Source organism: Saccharospirillum impatiens DSM 12546, from assembly GCF_000423605.1.
In the GTDB taxonomy this organism is placed as follows: Bacteria; Pseudomonadota; Gammaproteobacteria; order Pseudomonadales; family Natronospirillaceae; genus Saccharospirillum; species Saccharospirillum impatiens.
On record NZ_AUIH01000021.1, the window covers coordinates 1 to 19,048 of the forward strand.

Annotated in this window: 15 protein-coding genes; 13 read left to right on the plus strand and 2 right to left on the minus strand. The window is 54.4% G+C overall.

Going from position 1 to position 19,048, the window contains the following annotated elements:
- From G565_RS23915 to G565_RS0111575, 7 genes are all read left to right on the plus strand, one after another.
- A partial coding sequence (locus tag G565_RS23915; RefSeq protein ID WP_037338961.1) for an ISL3 family transposase occupies positions 1 to 144 on the plus strand: 144 nt, incomplete at its 5' end.
- Positions 145 to 233: 89 nt separating this feature from the next.
- Entirely contained in the window at positions 234 to 446 is a 213-nt protein-coding gene (locus G565_RS26770; RefSeq protein WP_157600060.1) for a hypothetical protein, read from the plus strand.
- Positions 436 to 1,785: an HlyD family secretion protein gene (locus tag G565_RS0111555; RefSeq protein WP_028671066.1), complete on the plus strand. Its 1,350-nt coding sequence runs from the start codon at positions 436 to 438 to the stop codon at positions 1,783 to 1,785. The genes G565_RS26770 and G565_RS0111555 overlap by 11 nt, the downstream gene beginning before the upstream one ends.
- A gap of 14 nt (positions 1,786 to 1,799) precedes the next feature.
- Positions 1,800 to 3,230 (plus strand): TolC family protein, encoded by a 1,431-nt coding sequence (locus G565_RS0111560; protein WP_169579642.1) that lies wholly within the window; start codon positions 1,800 to 1,802, stop codon positions 3,228 to 3,230.
- A gap of 38 nt (positions 3,231 to 3,268) precedes the next feature.
- Positions 3,269 to 4,381, plus strand: coding sequence for a cupin-like domain-containing protein (locus G565_RS0111565; protein WP_028671068.1), 1,113 nt, complete (start codon positions 3,269 to 3,271; stop codon positions 4,379 to 4,381).
- Between the two features lie 5 nt (positions 4,382 to 4,386).
- Positions 4,387 to 5,778, plus strand: coding sequence for a M3 family metallopeptidase (locus tag G565_RS0111570; protein ID WP_028671069.1), 1,392 nt, complete (start codon positions 4,387 to 4,389; stop codon positions 5,776 to 5,778).
- 32 nt (positions 5,779 to 5,810) lie between these two features.
- A complete protein-coding gene (locus tag G565_RS0111575; RefSeq protein ID WP_169579643.1) occupies positions 5,811 to 8,534 on the plus strand; it encodes a M16 family metallopeptidase in 2,724 nt (907 codons plus the stop codon).
- 2 nt (positions 8,535 to 8,536) lie between these two features.
- Here the strand turns inward: G565_RS0111575 and G565_RS0111580 are convergent, their stop codons facing one another.
- Complete coding sequence (locus G565_RS0111580) at positions 8,537 to 9,952, minus strand: methyl-accepting chemotaxis protein (RefSeq protein ID WP_028671071.1); 1,416 nt, start codon at positions 9,950 to 9,952, stop codon at positions 8,537 to 8,539.
- Between the two features lie 179 nt (positions 9,953 to 10,131).
- Here G565_RS0111580 and gtfA point away from each other — a divergent pair, with 179 nt between their 5' ends.
- From gtfA to G565_RS0111610, 6 genes are all read left to right on the plus strand, one after another.
- Positions 10,132 to 11,577, plus strand: a complete 1,446-nt coding sequence (gene gtfA / locus G565_RS0111585; protein ID WP_028671072.1) for a sucrose phosphorylase — start codon at positions 10,132 to 10,134, stop codon at positions 11,575 to 11,577.
- 354 nt (positions 11,578 to 11,931) lie between these two features.
- Entirely contained in the window at positions 11,932 to 13,290 is a 1,359-nt protein-coding gene (locus G565_RS0111590) for an ABC transporter substrate-binding protein (protein WP_028671073.1), read from the plus strand.
- An 80-nt stretch (positions 13,291 to 13,370) separates the two neighbouring features.
- Complete coding sequence (locus G565_RS0111595) at positions 13,371 to 14,375, plus strand: ABC transporter permease subunit (protein WP_028671074.1); 1,005 nt, start codon at positions 13,371 to 13,373, stop codon at positions 14,373 to 14,375.
- A 10-nt stretch (positions 14,376 to 14,385) separates the two neighbouring features.
- Positions 14,386 to 15,528: a carbohydrate ABC transporter permease gene (locus G565_RS0111600; protein WP_028671075.1), complete on the plus strand. Its 1,143-nt coding sequence runs from the start codon at positions 14,386 to 14,388 to the stop codon at positions 15,526 to 15,528.
- Between the two features lie 12 nt (positions 15,529 to 15,540).
- Positions 15,541 to 17,145: an alpha-amylase family glycosyl hydrolase gene (locus G565_RS0111605; RefSeq protein WP_028671076.1), complete on the plus strand. Its 1,605-nt coding sequence runs from the start codon at positions 15,541 to 15,543 to the stop codon at positions 17,143 to 17,145.
- Between the two features lie 225 nt (positions 17,146 to 17,370).
- On the plus strand, positions 17,371 to 18,432 hold the full coding sequence (locus tag G565_RS0111610) for a LacI family DNA-binding transcriptional regulator (protein ID WP_245584170.1): 1,062 nt from the start codon (positions 17,371 to 17,373) through the stop codon (positions 18,430 to 18,432).
- Positions 18,433 to 18,643: 211 nt separating this feature from the next.
- Here G565_RS0111610 and G565_RS0111615 read toward each other — a convergent pair whose 3' ends face one another.
- Positions 18,644 to 18,913, minus strand: coding sequence for a hypothetical protein (locus tag G565_RS0111615; protein ID WP_028671078.1), 270 nt, complete (start codon positions 18,911 to 18,913; stop codon positions 18,644 to 18,646).
- Positions 18,914 to 19,048: the final 135 nt, after the last annotated feature.

Genomic DNA, 19,048 nt, shown 5'->3' on the forward strand with positions numbered 1-19,048 from the left:
GATCACCGGATCAGCAATGCCGTCGCCGAGGGATTAAACTCAAAGATTCAGACGGTAAAGTCCAATGCTCGAGGTTATCGTTCTTTCGAAGGCTTTAGAACGAGCATACTGTTTCACTGTGGGAAGCTGGATATGCTGCCATAGGGTTCCACAGAGTTTTACGAAGAGCCAAAATTAAAGACACCATCTATAACGCCTGCCAGAGCAAGACCGGCATTATCATTGCGCATCGCTTGAACACTTTGTCTTATTGCGACCGTATCGTTGTTATGCAGCACGGCGAAATCGAGGCCGTCGGTACACACGAGGAATTGCTTGCCAGCGACAACAGCTATAAAGCAATGTGGGATGCCATGTTGAAACGGGATACCGCCCTGGATCGACTTGCGCTTCGCACTGAAAACCTGACTGACCTGCCGACGCGGGAGGTATCCGGTGCAGTATAGTTTCAGGGAAATTCACACACTGAACCAGCTGAGCGATAACCCAGAATACAGCAAGCGGTTCAATGTGCCCATCGACCTGAAAGTTATGACGACGCTGATTCTATTGGTGGTAGTGGCGGCGTTAACCGGCGCCATTGTTTTCAAGGTAGACAAGATCGTTCCCGCCCAGGGTGTTTTGGAAGCCCGCGCCAAGTTGTTTGAAGTGCGCAGCCCCCAGGCTGGCTACATTAAAGCCATTATGGTAACCGAAGGTATGACTGTTACTCAGGGCGCTGCGCTGGTTAGTTTCGACACTGAATTGATGGACCTTGAGATAGAGCGCTTGCAGCAAGAACTGGCAACACTGTCCCGGGCTGTCTGGACCGATTTTTATCAAATTCGTGCCTGGTTGACGCCAGAGTCTCAAACACGTCTGGGCAGCAAGCTTGAATCAGTGCCCAATCCGATACCCGGTCAGGACTATCAGGGTTATCTAGAGGGTTCACTGCGGCACTCACTGGCAGCGCTGGATCAATCTGCACTGGGACTTGAGGGCCGCTTGGCTGCTCTGACCCGTCAGATCACGTTAATGGACGCCTCCATGTCGATGGAGCAAGCCGAACTGGAGCGGTTGCAACGCCTGTACAATCAGGGCATTGAAAGCCAAAGCTCAGTCGACGCCAGGCAGCGGTCTTTGTTGGAACTTCAAGCCCGCCTGGAATCACTGCACTCAGAACGGGACAGTGCCGGCAGCGAGCGCGATACATTGCTGGTCGAACGGGAAAAACTCAAAAACGATTTCATTCTGGAGCGTATGCTGCGCTTGCATGACCAGTTGGATCAATACCGGCAAACCCAAAGCCGGTTGTCGAGCCAGCAGCGTCAGCGTGAAGACATGACAGTAAGAGCCCCCTTTCCCGCTGTAGTCGACCAGGTGATGGCCCGAGGTCGGCACGAAGTCATGGATGCCGGCGCTCCCCTGGTTGAGTTGCGGCCCCTCTTTGACAGCGACGATCTCGAGATCGACATCAGAATTCCTTCCAACTACGCCATCTGGGTTGAGCCGGGTATGGAATTCCGCGCTAGCTCTTTGGGCAGTAACCCGGAAGACCACGGCCGGCTGCATGGCACCGTGGGGTTTGTATCCCGATCGTCGGAGTCCGTCGAGGACGGCTCCGGCCAACGCGTCTATCGAATGACGGGCAACATCACCCGGATGGACATAACCAATCCGGAAACCTTTTTGCGCCCCGGCTTGCAGTTGAGCGTGGAGATCAAAGCTGGTGAACGCCGCCTGATCAACTATTTATTCGACCCCTTCACCAAGCACCTGAGCACCGCGTTGAGTGAACCATCGTGATGGAGTATAAGATCGTGAAAATCAGCAGACCATGGATGGTGTGTATCGCCCTCGCAGCCTCGCCTTCCCAGGCGCAGAACGTTCAGACGCTGGATCTGCACGGCTATTTGGAGGCGACCATGCAATACCACCTGACGCAGCAAGAGCACAGCGCGCTCGCCCGAGCCGAGTCACTCAACCTAAGGGAAGGTTACCGCCACTACTGGCCAGCCATTACCGCCCGAACGGCTTATGAGGAAGTGGCTGATCAGTCAGATGCCACCCGGGCGACACCAGCCACCCGGACCTTCGAGGGCGGCATGACAACCGGGCTGGACACCACCTGGACTTCCTGGATTGGAACCGACGTGACACTCGGCCTGGAACATCAGTACGGGCGCCAATTGGGTAAGGTCAGTCAGGGCATCCCGGAGGAGGAATTACAGGCACATAACATCAGTGTTGAGATCGACCAGCCGCTACTTAAGCACAACACGCCGTATTACAACAACCTGCCACGGTTGCGGGCACAAACAGAGTGGCAAGCGTATCTAGCCGAGGGCGAGTTGAGCCGTCTTACGGTGCTCAGAGATGCCATGCTCGATTTTACGGCTGTTCAGGAAGCTCATGACCGATACCTGATAGAGCAGCAAAAACTGGAACTAAGCCGGTATGTGGCTGAACTGACCGCGACCCTGGCAAATGAAGGAAGAAGCCTGCCCATAGACCGGGACCTGGCCCAACTGGATGCCCTTAGCCAGGAACAGTCAGTGACCGATGCTCAACGGGTGCTCCAACAAAGCCAACGAGCGCTGACCCTGTCCTGGGTTCCAGACACCCATATAGAGGTGACCCCGCTAACATCAGCAGCATCATTGCTTGATCAGGTAATGCCGGTTTTAAACGCCGACCCTGGCGCTTCAAATCACCCCGCATATCGTCAGCGGCAATTGCAACTGCAGACCGCCCAGCGCACAGCACAAGCTAGCCGCCGCGACCGCTGGCCAGACCTAAGTGTCTATTACCGGTACGAAAAGAATTACCGCGACGTCCTGCCCGACACAGACAGTCAGGCCTGGGGGCTGCGCTTCAGCTACGCCCTGTTCGATGGTCCGACCCGCGAGCAACGAGCACGGCAAAGCGCTCAAGCCACCATCGCTCGCTGGAATGCGGAAGATCAACTGGCCCAACTGCAATGGAACACCACCCGGCTCACGCAGAATACGAGAGCCCGCCTAAGCGAACTTGACTTGCATGACCAGGGCCTTGAGCTCAGTCAGCGCGCTCTGGACCAGGAACTCATTCGCTACCAGGAAGGCCTGGCCAGCTATTCCGATGTTCAGAACCGCCAACAGGATTTGCTGGATCGACAATTGTCCACGTTGGCTATTCAGGTCGAGTTGGCAACGGGGTTGATCGAACTGGCTTACAACCGTCAATGGAACTGGCCCAATCGGCTGCCATAAACACACCCAATTTCCGCTACCAAGGACAGGAGAAAACAATGACGTTGGCACACACCCCGCCCTCAAAGGACTGCCCTGCTGCTATTACCGCATTGGCCGATTTCATTCGACATGGTTTCGAAAACCCGGATGCCATTTCCGGTTGCGTGCAATTCAACATCCCCGGCAACCGGCAGGCCTATCCGCTGGCTATCAGTTTTTCACCGGCGAAACTCACCATCCAACACGACTGGCTCGAACACACCGATGCCACCCTGACTCTGCCTTTGAACACAGCAGAGTACATCGTCAACAATATTACCGAGGTTGATTTCCGAGACCCGGAGATCATGGGAACGATAGATCTCGATGGCCACCTGGACCTGATCAACCACGTTGCCAAGTCACTGCTGAGGCCAACAGAGGACACGCGGGCGCGGCTCGAACAAGCGGAACAACTCGATACCCCAGCCTATGCCCTGACCGACATCCCCCGTGTTTCAAACCCGCCGGAACTGGACATTCTTGAATCCATCGCCGCCAGTCAGCCTATGATCATCACCGCTCTGGACATGCGCGCACCCCATCACCACTGGTCTCTGGAGCGGTTGGAGGCTGACTACGGTGACGTTCCGTTACGCGTTCGCTCTGCCGACCAGAAAGAGACCGTAGCCGCGTTTATTCAGCGAGTCCGGTCAGCGGACTTGGAGAACGACCGGATCATCGAGGGGCACACCAAGGCCTATACTGAAGGCTGCTTTCTGCCGGAACCGATGCATAAGGACTTCATACCCAACCACTTCACACAAGACGACTACATCGAACCGCAAATCTGGCTGGGGTCGGTGCCGGTGAACGTACCGGCGAGCAGCCTTCACCACGACCCTATGGACGGTTTTCTGTACCAGATTATGGGGCGCAAAAAGCTCATCATGTACGCGCCCAATCAGGCACCCTATCTGTACCCTATGAAGGCATACAACAACTATCAACCGTGTTGGGTCAAACCGGAAGCGCCAGACTATCAACGCTACCCTCATTACGCCAAAGCCCGGGGAATAGAGGTAGTGTTAAACCCCGGTGAACTTCTGGTGCAACCGGCAGGCTGGTTCCACGCTGTCTATTGCCTCGATTCACCCACCTTTTCAGTTAGCTATTTTCTGAGGCACTGAAGACGATGCAAGCACCCGAACGCCAGCCAGCATCGCCTACCTTTGCGCAATGGGATCTGTCTCTGGCCATAAACGTTCTTTCGCGTTTCGAGGACCATTGGCAGCGCGTGCAGCTCGAACACAAGATAGAAAGCGCCAGGCGGGCTCTTGAGCGCTTCCCGGTGGATGCCACTCAGATAACACGGCTACACAATGGCGTAATGGAGATTGACCGGATACTGGATTCCATACAGGGTGCCTGTAACGTTATTGAACTTACACTAGGTGACAGCGTTAGAACGGATAATGAAATACGGGATTGGCATAGCCGCCAATGCAAAACGTACAGTCAGGTAATCGAAGGCTACATGAGCGCCATAGAGCGCAGACTCGAGCATGTTCCAACCATAATTCGTGAGTGGTACGACAGCATCTCTGCTCTGGCCCCTGCTCCAGAGCCACAAGAGTACTACACCACCATTGCGGATTATTACACGACGAATCAGAACAAAGCGTTTAACGCTCTATCCCAACGAGCGTTTATTGACCCTGACCTAAAAGCCCTTGCTCATCGATTATATGAAAATCGGTTAAGCAAAGAAGAGGCTGATTTTACATCGGTACACCAGGAGGAAAGCCAGGCCTATTTCAGACAATTGGCCAGCTGTACATCTATAAACCGACCAAGCTTATTCCACATCCGTGACCTTGAGGAAAGCCGATACGCCAGCTTTACCTATTCACTGACAGAGGCTCTGCACGTTTTAAGACATTCCTTTTCCCAATGTCATCCCAATTGCGCCTTTGAAATAGACCGTATAGTGGCACAAGGCCGACTGCGATTAGTAGACGGGACTGATCAGCCTGATCTATGTCTGGATACGCCCTTTGGGAGCTATGTACAATTGCAATTCAACAGCAGCTTGCCCTCGGTAGTCAGCCTGGCACATGAGCTGGGGCACGCTGTGCATCAGCACCTGCACAGAAATTCATACCGCGCCAGTCACCCCCTTAATGCTGTCGACAGTGAAACCTGGGCATTGGACTTTGAGACCGTACTGATCGACAGACTGACGATTGACCACCCGGACTTTTCGCCTGTTTTAAACGCATACAGAGAAAGCCGACGGATCGAAATAAACCATCGACATCGAATGCTACATCGGTTTGAACTGGCCCTTCACAACCCATCCATACAATCACCTGAAGACGTCAATACACTTTGGCTAAACGTCAACCGACTTTTCTATGGTGACAGCATTAAACTTGAAGCAGACTTCAAGCATGCCTGGCAAGAAGTTCACCACCTGTTTACAGCCCCGTTCTATTTAATGGTATACGGTATCGCCAAAGAACGGGCAGATACAAACCGTCCTACACAGTCAATAAACCAGCGCTACCCAACGAAGGAGCATTGAACAGAATGTACATAAAAAAATCAGGGATAGCATTGTTATTACTAGCAGTGATAACACTGGCAGGTTGTGCTCTTACAGCCAAAACACCTGAGCCAGTCGTTAACAGTGAACCGGGCCGACCCGAACTCTACATCTGGCCGAACAGCAACAGCCACTCCAACAACGAAGCGTACATCAGACTTTTAGTAAAAGCCGGTAGCCTGCAGGAGGAAGACTCTGAGCTTGGCTATGCACATTTCGTTGAACACATGGCGTTTAATGGAACCACCGCTTTTCCCGGCGAAGCGGTTCGGGATCAGTTGGAATATCTGGGCATGAGCCTGGGTAACCATTCGAATGCCTACACTACTTTCGACCACACCAGCTATGAACTCTATCTGAATTCGGTTGACCCGGAGCGGCTAGAAGCCGCTATTCAGCTATTGGCTGAGTGGGCGTATCACATAGAGTTCAGCGAACAGGAAGTTCAAAAAGAGAAGGCAGTTATTGTTGAAGAGTGGCGGCTGTCAGAAACTGAAGCCGACCGGGTTGACGCTCGTATGCAGGACAACTACCTCTCTGGCAGCCGACTGGCCGAGCGCATGCCCATTGGTACGCGACAAAGCGTTGGGGCAGCAACGGCGGATGGCTTGAAAACCTTCTACCAGCGTTGGTATCGGGCCAACAACATGGCTATCGTTATCGCCGGCGACGTCGACGAAGACCTGGTGTCTGGACTGGTTTCGCAGTATTTTCCTGAAGACACCCGGCGGAGCCCGGAGCCCGGGACTTACCTGATTAACCCAGCGGCCATGGAAGACCGGCTGATTTTAACTGACCCCTATGCCGCCAGTGGCTATATTGGTTTTGATTACTATGCCGACTATCAGGCCGCCCAAACGCCCGACGACGTTCTTGCCATGCAACACTGGAATGCCGCACTGGATATCTGGTACGACCGTGTGCAGGCCCGGTTGCCTGAAACCGAAGGTGCTGTTGTCAACGCAGACTATTACTGGGAAACCATCTCGCCCGATACACTGGGCATCAGCCTCTCAGCCCAACTGTCGAGCGATGATTTCGAACAGGCCATCCGGATCATCGAAGGCGAACGTCAGCGCATCATCACCTCGGGTATCAGTCAGTCTGAACTCGATGACTGGCGCAACAGTGTGCTGGAACATGAACGTTCTCAACAAGACGCTGCAGGTCACCTGGCCGGGGTGATCTACGATCACATTCTCAATGGATGGCCATTGCTGGGGCAGCCTGAACGTATTACCTTGTATGAAGACCGACTCGATGAGTTAACACCCCAAAGTGTTCAGGCGGCTTTCACGGCCCTTTTCAACACAGACCCGAAAGTGACACTGGTACACCCCTATCGTTCACCGGCGCCTACAACGGACGACATTGACACCTGGCTTGCCAATGTAGACGTTTTACCACACGTTCAAGCCAAAGCAGCGCAGGGGGAAACACTCTGGACCATTAACCCGGCAACTGCCGGCGCCATCGTTAATGAAGAAAACCTGCCCGAAGAAGTTACCCGCTGGACACTCGACAATGGCATGACCGTGTATTACCGGCACAGCGATCAGGCACCCGGTAAGGTCTACTATGAACTGCATGGTTTACAGGGGTTGAATGCGTTGTCGCCCGCTGAGACAGCGGTCGCCCGATTGGCATTGCCAGCGCTGGGCACCAGCGGTCTGCGCGATATGAACGGTGCCCAGCTCAGCGAGTGGCTCAATGCGAGGGCCATCACCCAGGTTCCCACCTTTTCATTTTTCGACCGGGGCATGTATGGCTCCGGCCCCAGCCAACAATTCCCGATCATGATGCGACTGTTGCACGTTGCCCTGACCGAGGCGCAGGTGGATGAAGCGGCCTGGCGACACATACGCAACCAAAACCGGGAACACTTGGAGCAGTGGAAAGGCCACCCTCACGAACCCTGGTACAGCCTGGTAGAGGAAGCACTCTTTAACAGCGATGTTGCGCTTCGAACCTTAACGACGGATGAACTTGAACGCATCGATACAGAGGACATACAGGCATTCTACGATACCTACTACGCGGGCACGCAAAACTATCGTATAAGCATTGTTGGCGACATCAGCAAGGAGCTTGCAAGGGCCTCCGTATTGGAAGCCGTTGCAACCCTGCCCCGGCAGTCAGCTGACTGGGCCACTGTACGTCCCTACCCGTCACCGCAGGCTTCTGCGTCACACACCGTTACTGACAGTGGAGAGCAGACCGCTACAGCCATACTCAGGTACAGCCTGCCCAAGTCTGAAACGCCAGAGACCTCATTTAAGACGCTGAGCCTGCTCGAAGACTGGATCAACAATGCTCTGTTTGAAGACATTCGCGAGAACAAGGGCCGTGTATACTCGATTAATTCAGTCATTGATGGTGCCACAGTTTCCCAAACTGAATTTACACTGATTGTCGAATTGGCAACGGACCCTGAAAATGTCGAGGCAGTAGTAACCGAGGTAAAAGCCCGATTGCAGTCACTGGCCGAAACCCCGGCAACAGAAAGCCAGATCACACAATGGCACGAAACCATGGAGCAGGACTTTCAGCAATACATCAACGCAGCGGAACAACAAGCGGAAGCCCTGGCTTACGCGCCTCTCTTCGGGCAAGACCCGATAGCGGCACTGACCTTCGATTCAGAGCCACCCGCGGCGCCCAACCAACTGGTTGAATTGGCGGCACAATTCACGCATCCGGAGACAACGTTGATCGAACTGATATGGATGCCCTGACGTTATGACTGGGTGGCAAGACGTAACTCATCGGCAGATCGCTGCACCAAGCCTGCCACGTCGGCCAGGGCGCTCAGGCGTTCGCTCAGGTTGTGCACCGTTCTGAGTGTTGTGCTGCTGACATCGCTGAGTTCGTTGCCACCCTGGGCCAACTGCTGCATTTCCGTCGAAACGGCTCCCACCTGGCTTTCCAGTTCGGTAAAGGCTGTGCGCATGGCCGTCACCTGTTCGGCAACCGCCCCAACCCGTTGCTGGCTGTCGTTTGCTTGTGTCAGGCCCTGGCTAATCTGTTTCGCGCTGTCGGTCAGCAGGCTATGAATTTCATTGGCCGACTGATCGCTTCGGGTCGACAGAGTACGCACTTCGTCGGCTACCACCGCAAAGCCGCGCCCGTGCTCACCGGCGCGGGCCGCTTCAATGGCTGCGTTCAGTGCCAGCAGATTGGTCTGGCTGGCAATGTCGATGATGACCTGGGAAGCACGTTCAATATTGTCATTGCTGGCTTTGATAGTGTTCATCAGGGTCAGTAACTGTTCGGCCAACTGGCGCGTCTGTTCACTTTCGGATTCGGTGGCGTTGAGCGACTGGCCGACCTGACTCAGTGCCTGCTCGCTGACCGAGACAGCCGCCTGAACTCTGCCCAGACTGTCGGAAAGGCCGGAAGCAAATTCATGCTGACGTCCGGCGGCCTCGTTCAACGCTGCAGACTGATTGCCAATTTCCGATTGAACTCGGCCAAGCGACGATGTTGCATCCGCCAAACGACTGGATACGTCGCGCGTCTGAACGACCACATGGTTCATGTGGTCACTGGCCTGCTCCAAACTGGCTTTCTGTTCGCTCACGGCCGCTTCCGCCGCACGTGCATCGGCTACGGCGCTGAGAGTGATGCGCTGCATGTAGGATTGCCCAACCCAAATCATCACCACCGGCAACAGGTACCCGACCACGATGTCCCGGTTTAGGTCACTGCCGGTCAGCGGTGGCTCGGGAAATTCGTGACCGGTCAGCTTGAGGCGAACAAAGAACACCGCCATCAGCAGCATTGCGGCCGACCAAACGGACCCCCACCGCGGATTGGTCATCATGTAAGCCAGCACGATCAGCGTGACCATCCACAGCAAGTATTGCGAATCGATGCCACCAAACAGATAGGCGGAATACAGGGCGTGAACCGCCATACCAAGAATGGCCAGGTTGCCACCGAGCACCACCGAAAAACCCTGGCGCACGAGAAATGGAACAGGCAGCACCAGTGCCATCAGTATAACAGCGGTCAGTTGCAGGGCTGCCACATCGAAAGTGCGCCACTTTAAAAGTGAGTAAACGCCCACCAACAAGGCGAGCAGGCAAAAAACCACCACCGCCTTTTCACGGACCTGATCACCCTGAGTGTTCGGCAAGAACCAAGTTAACATCCAACTACCTCGCAAGATTTGCCCGCAGTATGACTGCTACTGGTGTTAGAACTTTAGTCCGCACCCGTCATTCTGTCCGCAGACTCACCAATGACCATTCAAGGAGACGCTTTCACTTTACTTAATCGTTTAAGATGATTATCGTCCCTTCCCCTGTTGATCCGTTGCAGAGACCGTGCATGAAAAATCAGGTTCAGTTAATTACCTACGTCGACCGCCTGGGCGGTAGTGATATAAACGCCCTGCACCAGTTGCTCACCACCCAACTTGCCGATGTGTTTGGCGGTGTGCACTTGTTGCCTTTCTACACGCCCATCGACGGTGCGGATGCTGGTTTCGACCCCGACGACCACCTGACCGTCGATCCGCGTCTCGGCAACTGGGATGACATACACCAACTGAGCCGCGACACTGACGTGATGGCCGACCTGATTGTCAATCACGTCTCCAGCCACTCACCCCAGTTTGCTGATGTCGTCGCTCATGGACAAGAAAGCCCCTGGTATCCTCTGTTCCTGACCTACCAGAGCGTTTTCCCTGACGGTGCCCGTGAAGAAGAAATCACGGCCATTTATCGGCCTCGTCCCAGCCTGCCGTGGACGCCTTACATTCTGGGCGGAACCAAACACCTGATATGGACCACATTCACACCGCAGCAACTGGACATCAACGTCGAAACTGAGGTCGGCAAAACGTATCTCACCAGTATTCTTGATCGCTTCGGACAGTCAGGCGTATCAATGATTCGGCTGGACGCTGCAGGTTATGCGATCAAACGGCCCGGCACCCGCTGCTTCATGTTGCCGGAGACCTATGGCTTCATTCAGCAACTGTCGGACAAGGCCGCTGAGCGAGGGATCGAGACTCTGGTTGAGATTCACAGCCACTATCAGACGCAAATAGACATCGCCAACCGGGTTGGGCGCGTCTACGACTTTGCGCTGCCCCCGTTAATTCTGCACCTGCTGTTTACCGGCGATGCTGCCCCCCTGGCCAACTGGCTCGGGCAATCACCGCGCAACTGCATCACCGTACTGGATACCCACGATGGCATTGGTGTACTCGACGTCGGAGCCGATGGCGACAAGCCCGGGCTGCTGGCACCGGAGGCCATAGACCAGTTAGTAGAGACGATTCATCAGCGCTCGAACGACCAAAGCCGCCTGGCAACGGGCGCTGCGGCGTCGAATCTCGATCTGTATCAGGTTAATTGCACCTATTACGCAGCACTGGGTGAACGCGACAACGAATACCTGATCGCCCGGGCAATACAATTCTTCGCACCCGGGGTGCCTCAGGTTTACTACACCGGCTTGTTAGCCGGCGCCAATGATATGGCTCTACTCGCCGAAACGGGCGTTGGACGCGACATCAACCGGGCTTACTACACCGACCGTGATATTGAGAACGCGCTGGAGAGACCGGTTGTACAACAACTGCTGAATTTAATCCGATTGCGTAACGAGCACGCCGCGTTTGATGGCGTGTTCTCGCTGGCGTGCTCCTATAATGAACTCAGCCTCACCTGGCGCAATGGTGCCACCCAACTGAAGCTGGCCATCGATTGTCTGGCCCGTACAGCCCGAATCACCGATCAAACCGGAGCATTGTTGTTTGTTCTGTAGACATGATTCAGGTCAATAACGGCGGGTTCAGGCGGTGTTAATTTCCAGAAGTTAGACTGGAAATGCACCAGAGCACGTCTAGGCTATAACGATTAAGACGTTAACTGAAAGTTAAGTAGTAGTTAAGTCCTTTGTTCATAAGAAATTGTTCTAAAAAAGCAGATGACAACGCGTCTTAAACGATTAAGCTTAGGCAGTGCTTTGTAAACCCAATGCGGGTTTCGACTCGGATTGACTGATTAGACCGTTGATTTCAGTAACAACTGACACTGTTCAGTAATCGCTGAGGCAAGAAGATCAGCAACAGCAAGTACGAATCAAACCAATAATAAAACAGCACGAAAGGGCAAAATAATGAAAACCTCCTTAGTAAAAAAATCACTCGTCGTCGCAGTATCCGCCGCCGTCATGTCTGCTGGTGTTGCCGCTGAAGTTAACCCGACCAAGGGTACCAGTGGCTACAACTGGGACAGTCTGGCTCCCTTTGAAGCCATGGACCTGTCCGGACAGACCGTGACCGTCGCAGGCCCCTGGCTGGCACCTGAAAACGCCATTTTCAATGGCATTGTCAGCCATTTTGAAGCCGCCACCGGTGCCGATGTTCGGTACTCCGGTTCCGACAGCTTTGAACAGCAGATCGTCATTGACCTGCAAGCCGGCTCTGCTCCCAACCTGGCTATCTTTCCTCAGCCAGGTCTGGCCAAAGACATGGCCAGCCGCGGTTTGTTGCAGCCGCTGGATGACGAAACTCGCCAGAACGTATTGGACAACTATGCCGCTGGCCAATCCTGGGTTGACCTGAGCACCTACCCGAACGAAAACGGGCAGGACGACTTTTATGGCGTTTTCTTCCGGGTCGACCTGAAGAGCCTGGTCTGGTACTCCCCGGATAACTTCTCCGACTACGGCTACGACGTACCGGAGTCCATGGAAGAGTTGATCGCCCTGTCTGACCAAATGGTCGACGACGGCGTTAGCCCCTGGTGTATCGGTCTGGGTTCCGGTGCAGCCACTGGCTGGCCGGCAACTGACTGGGTCGAAGACATCATGCTGCGTCTGCACGCACCTGAAGTCTATGATGGCTGGGTCGACAACAGCATTCCCTTCGACGACCCGCGTGTGGTTGAAGCGATCGACACCTTCGGCAGCTTTGCCAAGAACCCGGACTACGTCCAGGGTGGCGTAGCCTCTGTCGGCACGACCGACTTCCGCGACAGCCCGAATGGCCTGTTCAGCATTCCTCCTGGCTGCTTCATGCACCGTCAGGCGAGCTTCATCCCGGCTTTCTTCCCCGAAGGTACCGTAGTAGGTGAAGACATCGACTTCTTCTACTTCCCGGCTTTTGCTGAAAAAGACCTCGGTTCACCGGTTCTGGGCGCAGGCACCATTGTGACCATGCCGGAAGAAAACGAAGCCGCTCAGGCACTGCTTGAGTACCTGACTACCCCGCTGGCGCACGAAATCTGGATGGCCAACGGTGGCTTCCTGACGCCCCATAACAACGTCAACAACGATCTGTACGCCAACGACACACTGCGTCGCCAGGGCGAAATTCTGCAGAACGCCACGACGTTCCGTTTCGACGGTTCTGACCTGATGCCGGGTGCGATCGGCGCCGGTGCCTTCTGGACGGGTATGGTCGATTTTGTCGGCGGTGACTCAGCTGAAGACGTCGCCGGATCAATCCAGGACGCCTGGGATGCTGCCCGATAAGTCATCGGGAACTGCACTAAGGACAACTCGCCCCAACCCCGGGGCGAGTTTTTTACCGGTCTAGGTCAGGAGTATCCCCCGTGATTTCGCAAATCATTACGGCCTCGTTTGTCATCGCTTTGGCAATCGGTCTCAGCGCGCTCTTTTTTATTGGTTCGAACTATATACTGGATCGATTTCTATCCAGTGAATCCCTGACGGCCGATCTCGACCGCCAGCGGCGTGACAAGATACGTGAAGGCATTCGCCCCTGGATATTCGTCGGCCCGGCTGTGCTGGTGCTTGTTGTTTATCTGGTGTATCCCGTTTTTGCATCACTGATCTATTCAATGCAAGACCGCAATGCCGACGGTTTCGTAGGCTTTGCCAACTACGCCTGGGCGTTTGGCAACGACGGTTTTCAAATTGCGATTCGCAACAATATTCTCTGGTTGATCATAGTACCGACGATGTCGACAGCATTTGGCCTCGTCATCGCGTACATGACCGACCGACTGTGGTGGGGGCAGATTGCCCGTACTCTGGTGTTTTTACCGATGGCCATATCGTTCGTAGGCGCCTCGGTTATCTGGAAATTCATCTACGACTACAAAGGATCGGGTGAAGAAATTGGCCTGTTAAATGCCGTTGTGATGGCGCTGGGTGGTGAACCCCAAGCGTGGATCTCACTGCAGCCGTGGAACAATATCCTGCTGATGGTCATTCTGATCTGGATTCAAACGGGTTTTGCCATGGTGATTCTCGGTGCGGCGATACGTGGCGTACCGGAAGACACGCTTGAAGCCTCCATCATGGAAGGCGCCAATAACTTCCAGATCTTTTTCAAAATCGTGATTCCTCAGATCTTCGGCACCATCGTCGTCGTGTGGACCACGATTACCATTCTGGTACTCAAGATATTCGATATTGTGTTTGCCATGACCAATGGTCAGTGGGAAACCCAGGTTTTAGCAAACTTCATGTACGACCAGCTTTTCCGCTCCGGTGATATTGGTCGCGGCAGTGCGGTTGCTATTGTCATTATGCTCGCGGTAACTCCGGTGATGATCTACAACATCCGCCGTGCCCGCATGGAAAACCAATAAGGAGGCCAAAATGCACCATACCAACAAAATGCCTTTGGCCACCCTTGCCAAACACGCAACTGTTTTTTTGCTTGTACTGCTGTGGACCCTGCCGACACTGGGCCTGCTCATCAGTTCCGTTCGTGACAAAGACTCGCTAACCACTTCAGGCTGGTGGACGGCCCTGGCTCCGGCCGAACGCAACGAGGTTTACCGGACACCAACCGCTGACGCTCAATCACAATCCGGCGATGTCTTCGTGATCGAGGACCGTCTGTTTGAAGTAGACGCCCGGGTACTGGACACCTGGGGTTCGCGACCCACCGATCTGACCGCTAATCAGGCAGGCGAAACCGTCACTATGGACAACGGCACGCGAATGACGCTGACCAAAGACGGCCAGTTCCGCTGGGAATCCGACCAACCCTTCGAACTCAGCCGGGGCGAACGTGTGTTTTATGTCTCGCAAGTTCCGCCAACCTTTACGCTGAACAACTACGAGGAAGTGCTGTCGTCAGAAGGGGTGGGTCGCGCCTTTATCAACACCCTAACGGTCACCTTGCCCGCCACCTTCATTCCAATACTGATTGCTGCCTTTGCTGCCTACGCCCTGGCCTGGATGAATTTTCCCGGCCGGCTATGGATATTGGCCGGTATCGTCGGCTTGCTGGTTGTTCCACTGCAGATCTCACTGATCCCGGTGCTGAGAATGTACACCGGCCTGTCGGGTATCTTCGGCTGGGAGGCAAAATCCTACGGCGGAGTCTGGCTGGCGCATACCGGGTTCGGTTTGCCGCTGGCAGTTTACCTGTTGCGCAACTACATGGCCGGATTGCCGAAAGAAGTGATGGAGTCGGCCCGAATGGACGGTGCCAGTCACTTCGAAGTTTTTCGCACCATCGTACTGCCCCTGTCGATACCCGCCCTGGCGTCTTTTGCCATCTTCCAGTTCCTTTGGGTATGGAATGATCTGTTGGTTGCGTTGGTATTTCTGGGACAGGGCGAAGGTAAAACCGTGATGACTGCGCAGTTGGTTGAATTGCTCGGGTCACGCGGCGATAACTGGGAAATTCTGACCAGTGGTGCCTTTATTACCATGCTGGTTCCGTTAGTCGTTTTTGTATCAATGCAACGTTACTTTGTCCGCGGCCTACTGGCTGGCTCGGTCAAATAGAGGAGTAAAGTCTTGTCCAATACTGAACTGAACTGGTGGCGCGGTGGTGTAATCTATCAGATTTATCCGCGCAGCTATTTCGACAGCAACGGCGATGGTATCGGGGATATCCCCGGCATCATTTCCAAACTCGATTACATCGCGCAGCTGAATGTCGATGCGATCTGGTTGTCACCCTTCTTCACCTCTCCGATGAAGGACTTTGGCTACGACGTTTCCGATTACCGGAACGTCGACCCCATGTTCGGTTCATTACACGACTTCAAGCATTTGATCGATGAAGCGCATCAACGCGGTTTGAAAGTATTGATCGACCAGGTGTACAGCCACACCTCAGACCAGCATGAATGGTTTCAGGACAGCCGGGAAGACCGCACCAACGATAAGGCCGACTGGTATGTCTGGGCCGATGCCAAAGCCGATGGCACACCGCCCAACAACTGGTTGTCGCTGTTTGGCGGATCAGCCTGGCAATGGGATACCCGTCGCGGTCAGTATTTCATGCACAATTTCCTCTCCAGCCAACCCGATTTGAATTTCCACAACCGGGAAGTTCAGGATGCGATTCTGGATACTGCTCGTTTCTGGCTCGACCTGGGGGTCGACGGTTTCCGTCTGGATGTTGTGAACATGTATTTCCACGATGCCAGCCTGACCGACAATGGCCTCGCCGACAGCCCGGAAAAAGTCTTTGTGGGTGTCGATCCGAAGAATCCGTTTTGCCGTCAGTATCACGTCAACCAGATGTGCCGCGACGATAACCTGGCTTTTTTACAACGACTGCGCAGCGTCATGAACGACTACCCCGGCACCACCACGGTGGGCGAAATTGGCGCACCCCAGGGCATGAAATACATGGCCCAGTACACCTCAGGTGGCGACAAGCTGCACATGGCGTACACCTTTGAGTTATTGAACGACGCGCACGACCCGGACTACATTCGTAAAACCATTCAGAAAGTGGAAGACAACCTCGGTGATGGCTGGCCTTGCTTCGCATTGAGTAACCACGATGTGGTTCGCAGTGCAACACGGTGGGGGCAAGATGCAAAAGATCCGGCTGGCTTTGTTCGAACGGCATTGAGCCTGCTCGCAACCCTGCGGGGCAGCCCGTGTTTGTATCAGGGTGAAGAACTGGGGCTGCCTGAAGCGGATGTCGGTTTCGAACAACTGCAAGACCCGTTCGGTATCGAGTTCTGGCCGGAATTCAAAGGCCGGGACGGCTGCCGCACACCGATGCCCTGGATCAACGAAGCCATGGGCGGTTTCACCAGTGGCGGCCATAGCTGGTTGCCAGTTGAGCCCATTCATCGTCAACTGGCGGTTTCCGAACAAACCCGACTGGACGATTCGACCCTGAACTTCACCCGGCAAATCTTTGCCTGGCGAAAAGAGCACCCGGCATTGCAAAACGGCGATTTCGTATGGCTCGACAGCGACCCGCAGTTGCTGTACTTCCGTCGGACCAATGGCCAGGAAACCATCAACGTGGCCATTAACATGACCGCAAACGCGTTACCGGTTTCGGTCACCGGACAAGCTGTTTCAGTACCGGGCTTCGAGCAACCCGATGGCCAGAACGTTGCGCCGTACAGCGTCGCAGCCTGGGTACAGTAAAGAGCGCGTCTGGCACAGAAAAAGCGTCAAGCGCTAGCCCTCAACGCAGTGGGTATTCCCCATAGCCGTTGATGGCTGGCCTTCCACCGTGCAGGCCGTTAAACTCCCTGCGCTTTCGAACAAGCTGTTGAACCGCAGCAACGTGCAATAGCAGCACCAAGGTTCCACGAGCAGACCTACAGCTTTCGGTCACAACCAACAATAAAAACGGTAGGTAACAGCACAGTGAGCAAGCCCGCACCATCCAGTAGTGCGTCGCGACGGATGACATTAAAAGCGGTTGCCCAGGAACTGAATGTTTCCACGGCCACTATATCCAATGCCTTCAACCGACCCGACCAATTATCGGCCAGCTTACGCGATCATATTTTGCTCGAATGCAAACGCCTGGGTTATCACGGACCCAATGCGGCCGCGCGCAGCTTGCGGACCGGAGCAACCGGCATTGTTGGGGTTATGCTGGCTGAGCGCTTGTCGTACAACTTTCGCGACAGCTGTGCGACTGAGTTCCTGCAAGGTGTATCAGAAGTGCTTGATGATGCCCGCGCCAACTTATTGCTGATGCCCGGCCGGGATGAGTTCTACCATGAGCAATCGATGGAATCGATTCCGGATCGGTACATTGTCTATGGCCCTCCGCGCGATCTCAGCGTGCTTGACCGTCTGGTTCGCCAGCACAAACCGGTAGTCACGGTCGATTTCACGCTTGAAAATCATCTCTCTTTAAACGTCGACAACTACGGTGGCGCCAAGCAGGCCGCCGACCACGTGTTTAGTGAGACCCGGGGGGACGTCGTGGTTATTGGCTTACGACTGACCAAATCTGATGAAGTGGGGCGCATAAACAGCCAGGAACTGTTCGAGGCAAGTATGTCGATCTCACGCCAGCGCCTTGAAGCGTATCGGGATTCTGCATTGGCTCACCACTATACCCTCGGCGACGATCGCGTCTGGAACACCCATGAAAGCACCTGGGCCGATGGCGTAAAAGCCGCCCGGGAAGCACTGGCGATGACACCGCGCCCCACCGCCATGCTGTGCATGTCGGACCAGTTGGCACTGGCCGCATTAAGTGTCGCTCGCGACATGGGCTTGAGCGTGCCCGAAGATGTACGCATCGTCGGCTTCGACGACATCCCCGAAGCTCGCCAAATGCACCCCACCATCACCACCGTCTACCAACCCAGCATCGAGAAAGGCCGCCTGGCCGCCATGATGGTATTAAACCCGGAGCGCTATGAAAGCCGGGTATTACCAACGCATCTGCAAGTTCGCGAGACGGGTTAACACCTCAAGTTTCGGAGTTCGGGTTATATAGGTGGCCATGGCCCGCCCCGGCTGCCTGTGATATCTCTGCGGGGTCGGCGTTAATCCTTCCATGGAGCCTAGGCCGCAGCATCCATGCTGCGGACTACCCCGCAGAGATATCACAGGCAGCCGGCGCTAATAATGTGCAAACCTCAAAACTAAAAACCACAAGAAATTCTCAACTACTCATTTATAAAGCCTTCTTCCTTCGAATCTGAACGCGGCGTCGAACTCTAGCGTTCCTTGAGTTCAAAATTCTACGAACCACACCAATAAAGAACAGTCCACTTTCCCAAAATGCTTTTTCAATAAAGCCGCAGGCGCTGCACCGGTCATCGCCATATTTTTCCATGTAAGCGTCTTCCTTGCGCAGGGCATCTGTTTTTCGCCCTTTGGGAAACGGCACTTCGCCGAACCCCAGGGGCAAGCGTTGCTCAGTTTCGTGGCTTTGTTTTTTCACATCGACCTCCTTTATTCCCAGGTCACTGGCGCTGATTCAAACCTTTTAATATTCAAAAACCGGCCAAAGCGGTTATTGACATGCACTTAAAGTACAAGACAAACTGCTTGCATGGAATGAAACGAAATGGAGAGG

Bases quoted from the DNA above. Each gene is read 5' to 3' on its own strand.
- G565_RS0111565 (WP_028671068.1), top strand. From the start codon at position 3,269: ATGACGTTGGCACACACCCCGCCCTCAAAGGACTGCCCTGCTGCTATT.
- G565_RS0111570 (WP_028671069.1), top strand. From the start codon at position 4,387: ATGCAAGCACCCGAACGCCAGCCAGCATCGCCTACCTTTGCGCAATGG.
- G565_RS0111580 (WP_028671071.1), bottom strand. From the start codon at position 9,952: ATGTTAACTTGGTTCTTGCCGAACACTCAGGGTGATCAGGTCCGTGAA.
- gtfA (WP_028671072.1), top strand. From the start codon at position 10,132: ATGAAAAATCAGGTTCAGTTAATTACCTACGTCGACCGCCTGGGCGGT.
- G565_RS0111590 (WP_028671073.1), top strand. From the start codon at position 11,932: ATGAAAACCTCCTTAGTAAAAAAATCACTCGTCGTCGCAGTATCCGCC.
- G565_RS0111600 (WP_028671075.1), top strand. From the start codon at position 14,386: ATGCACCATACCAACAAAATGCCTTTGGCCACCCTTGCCAAACACGCA.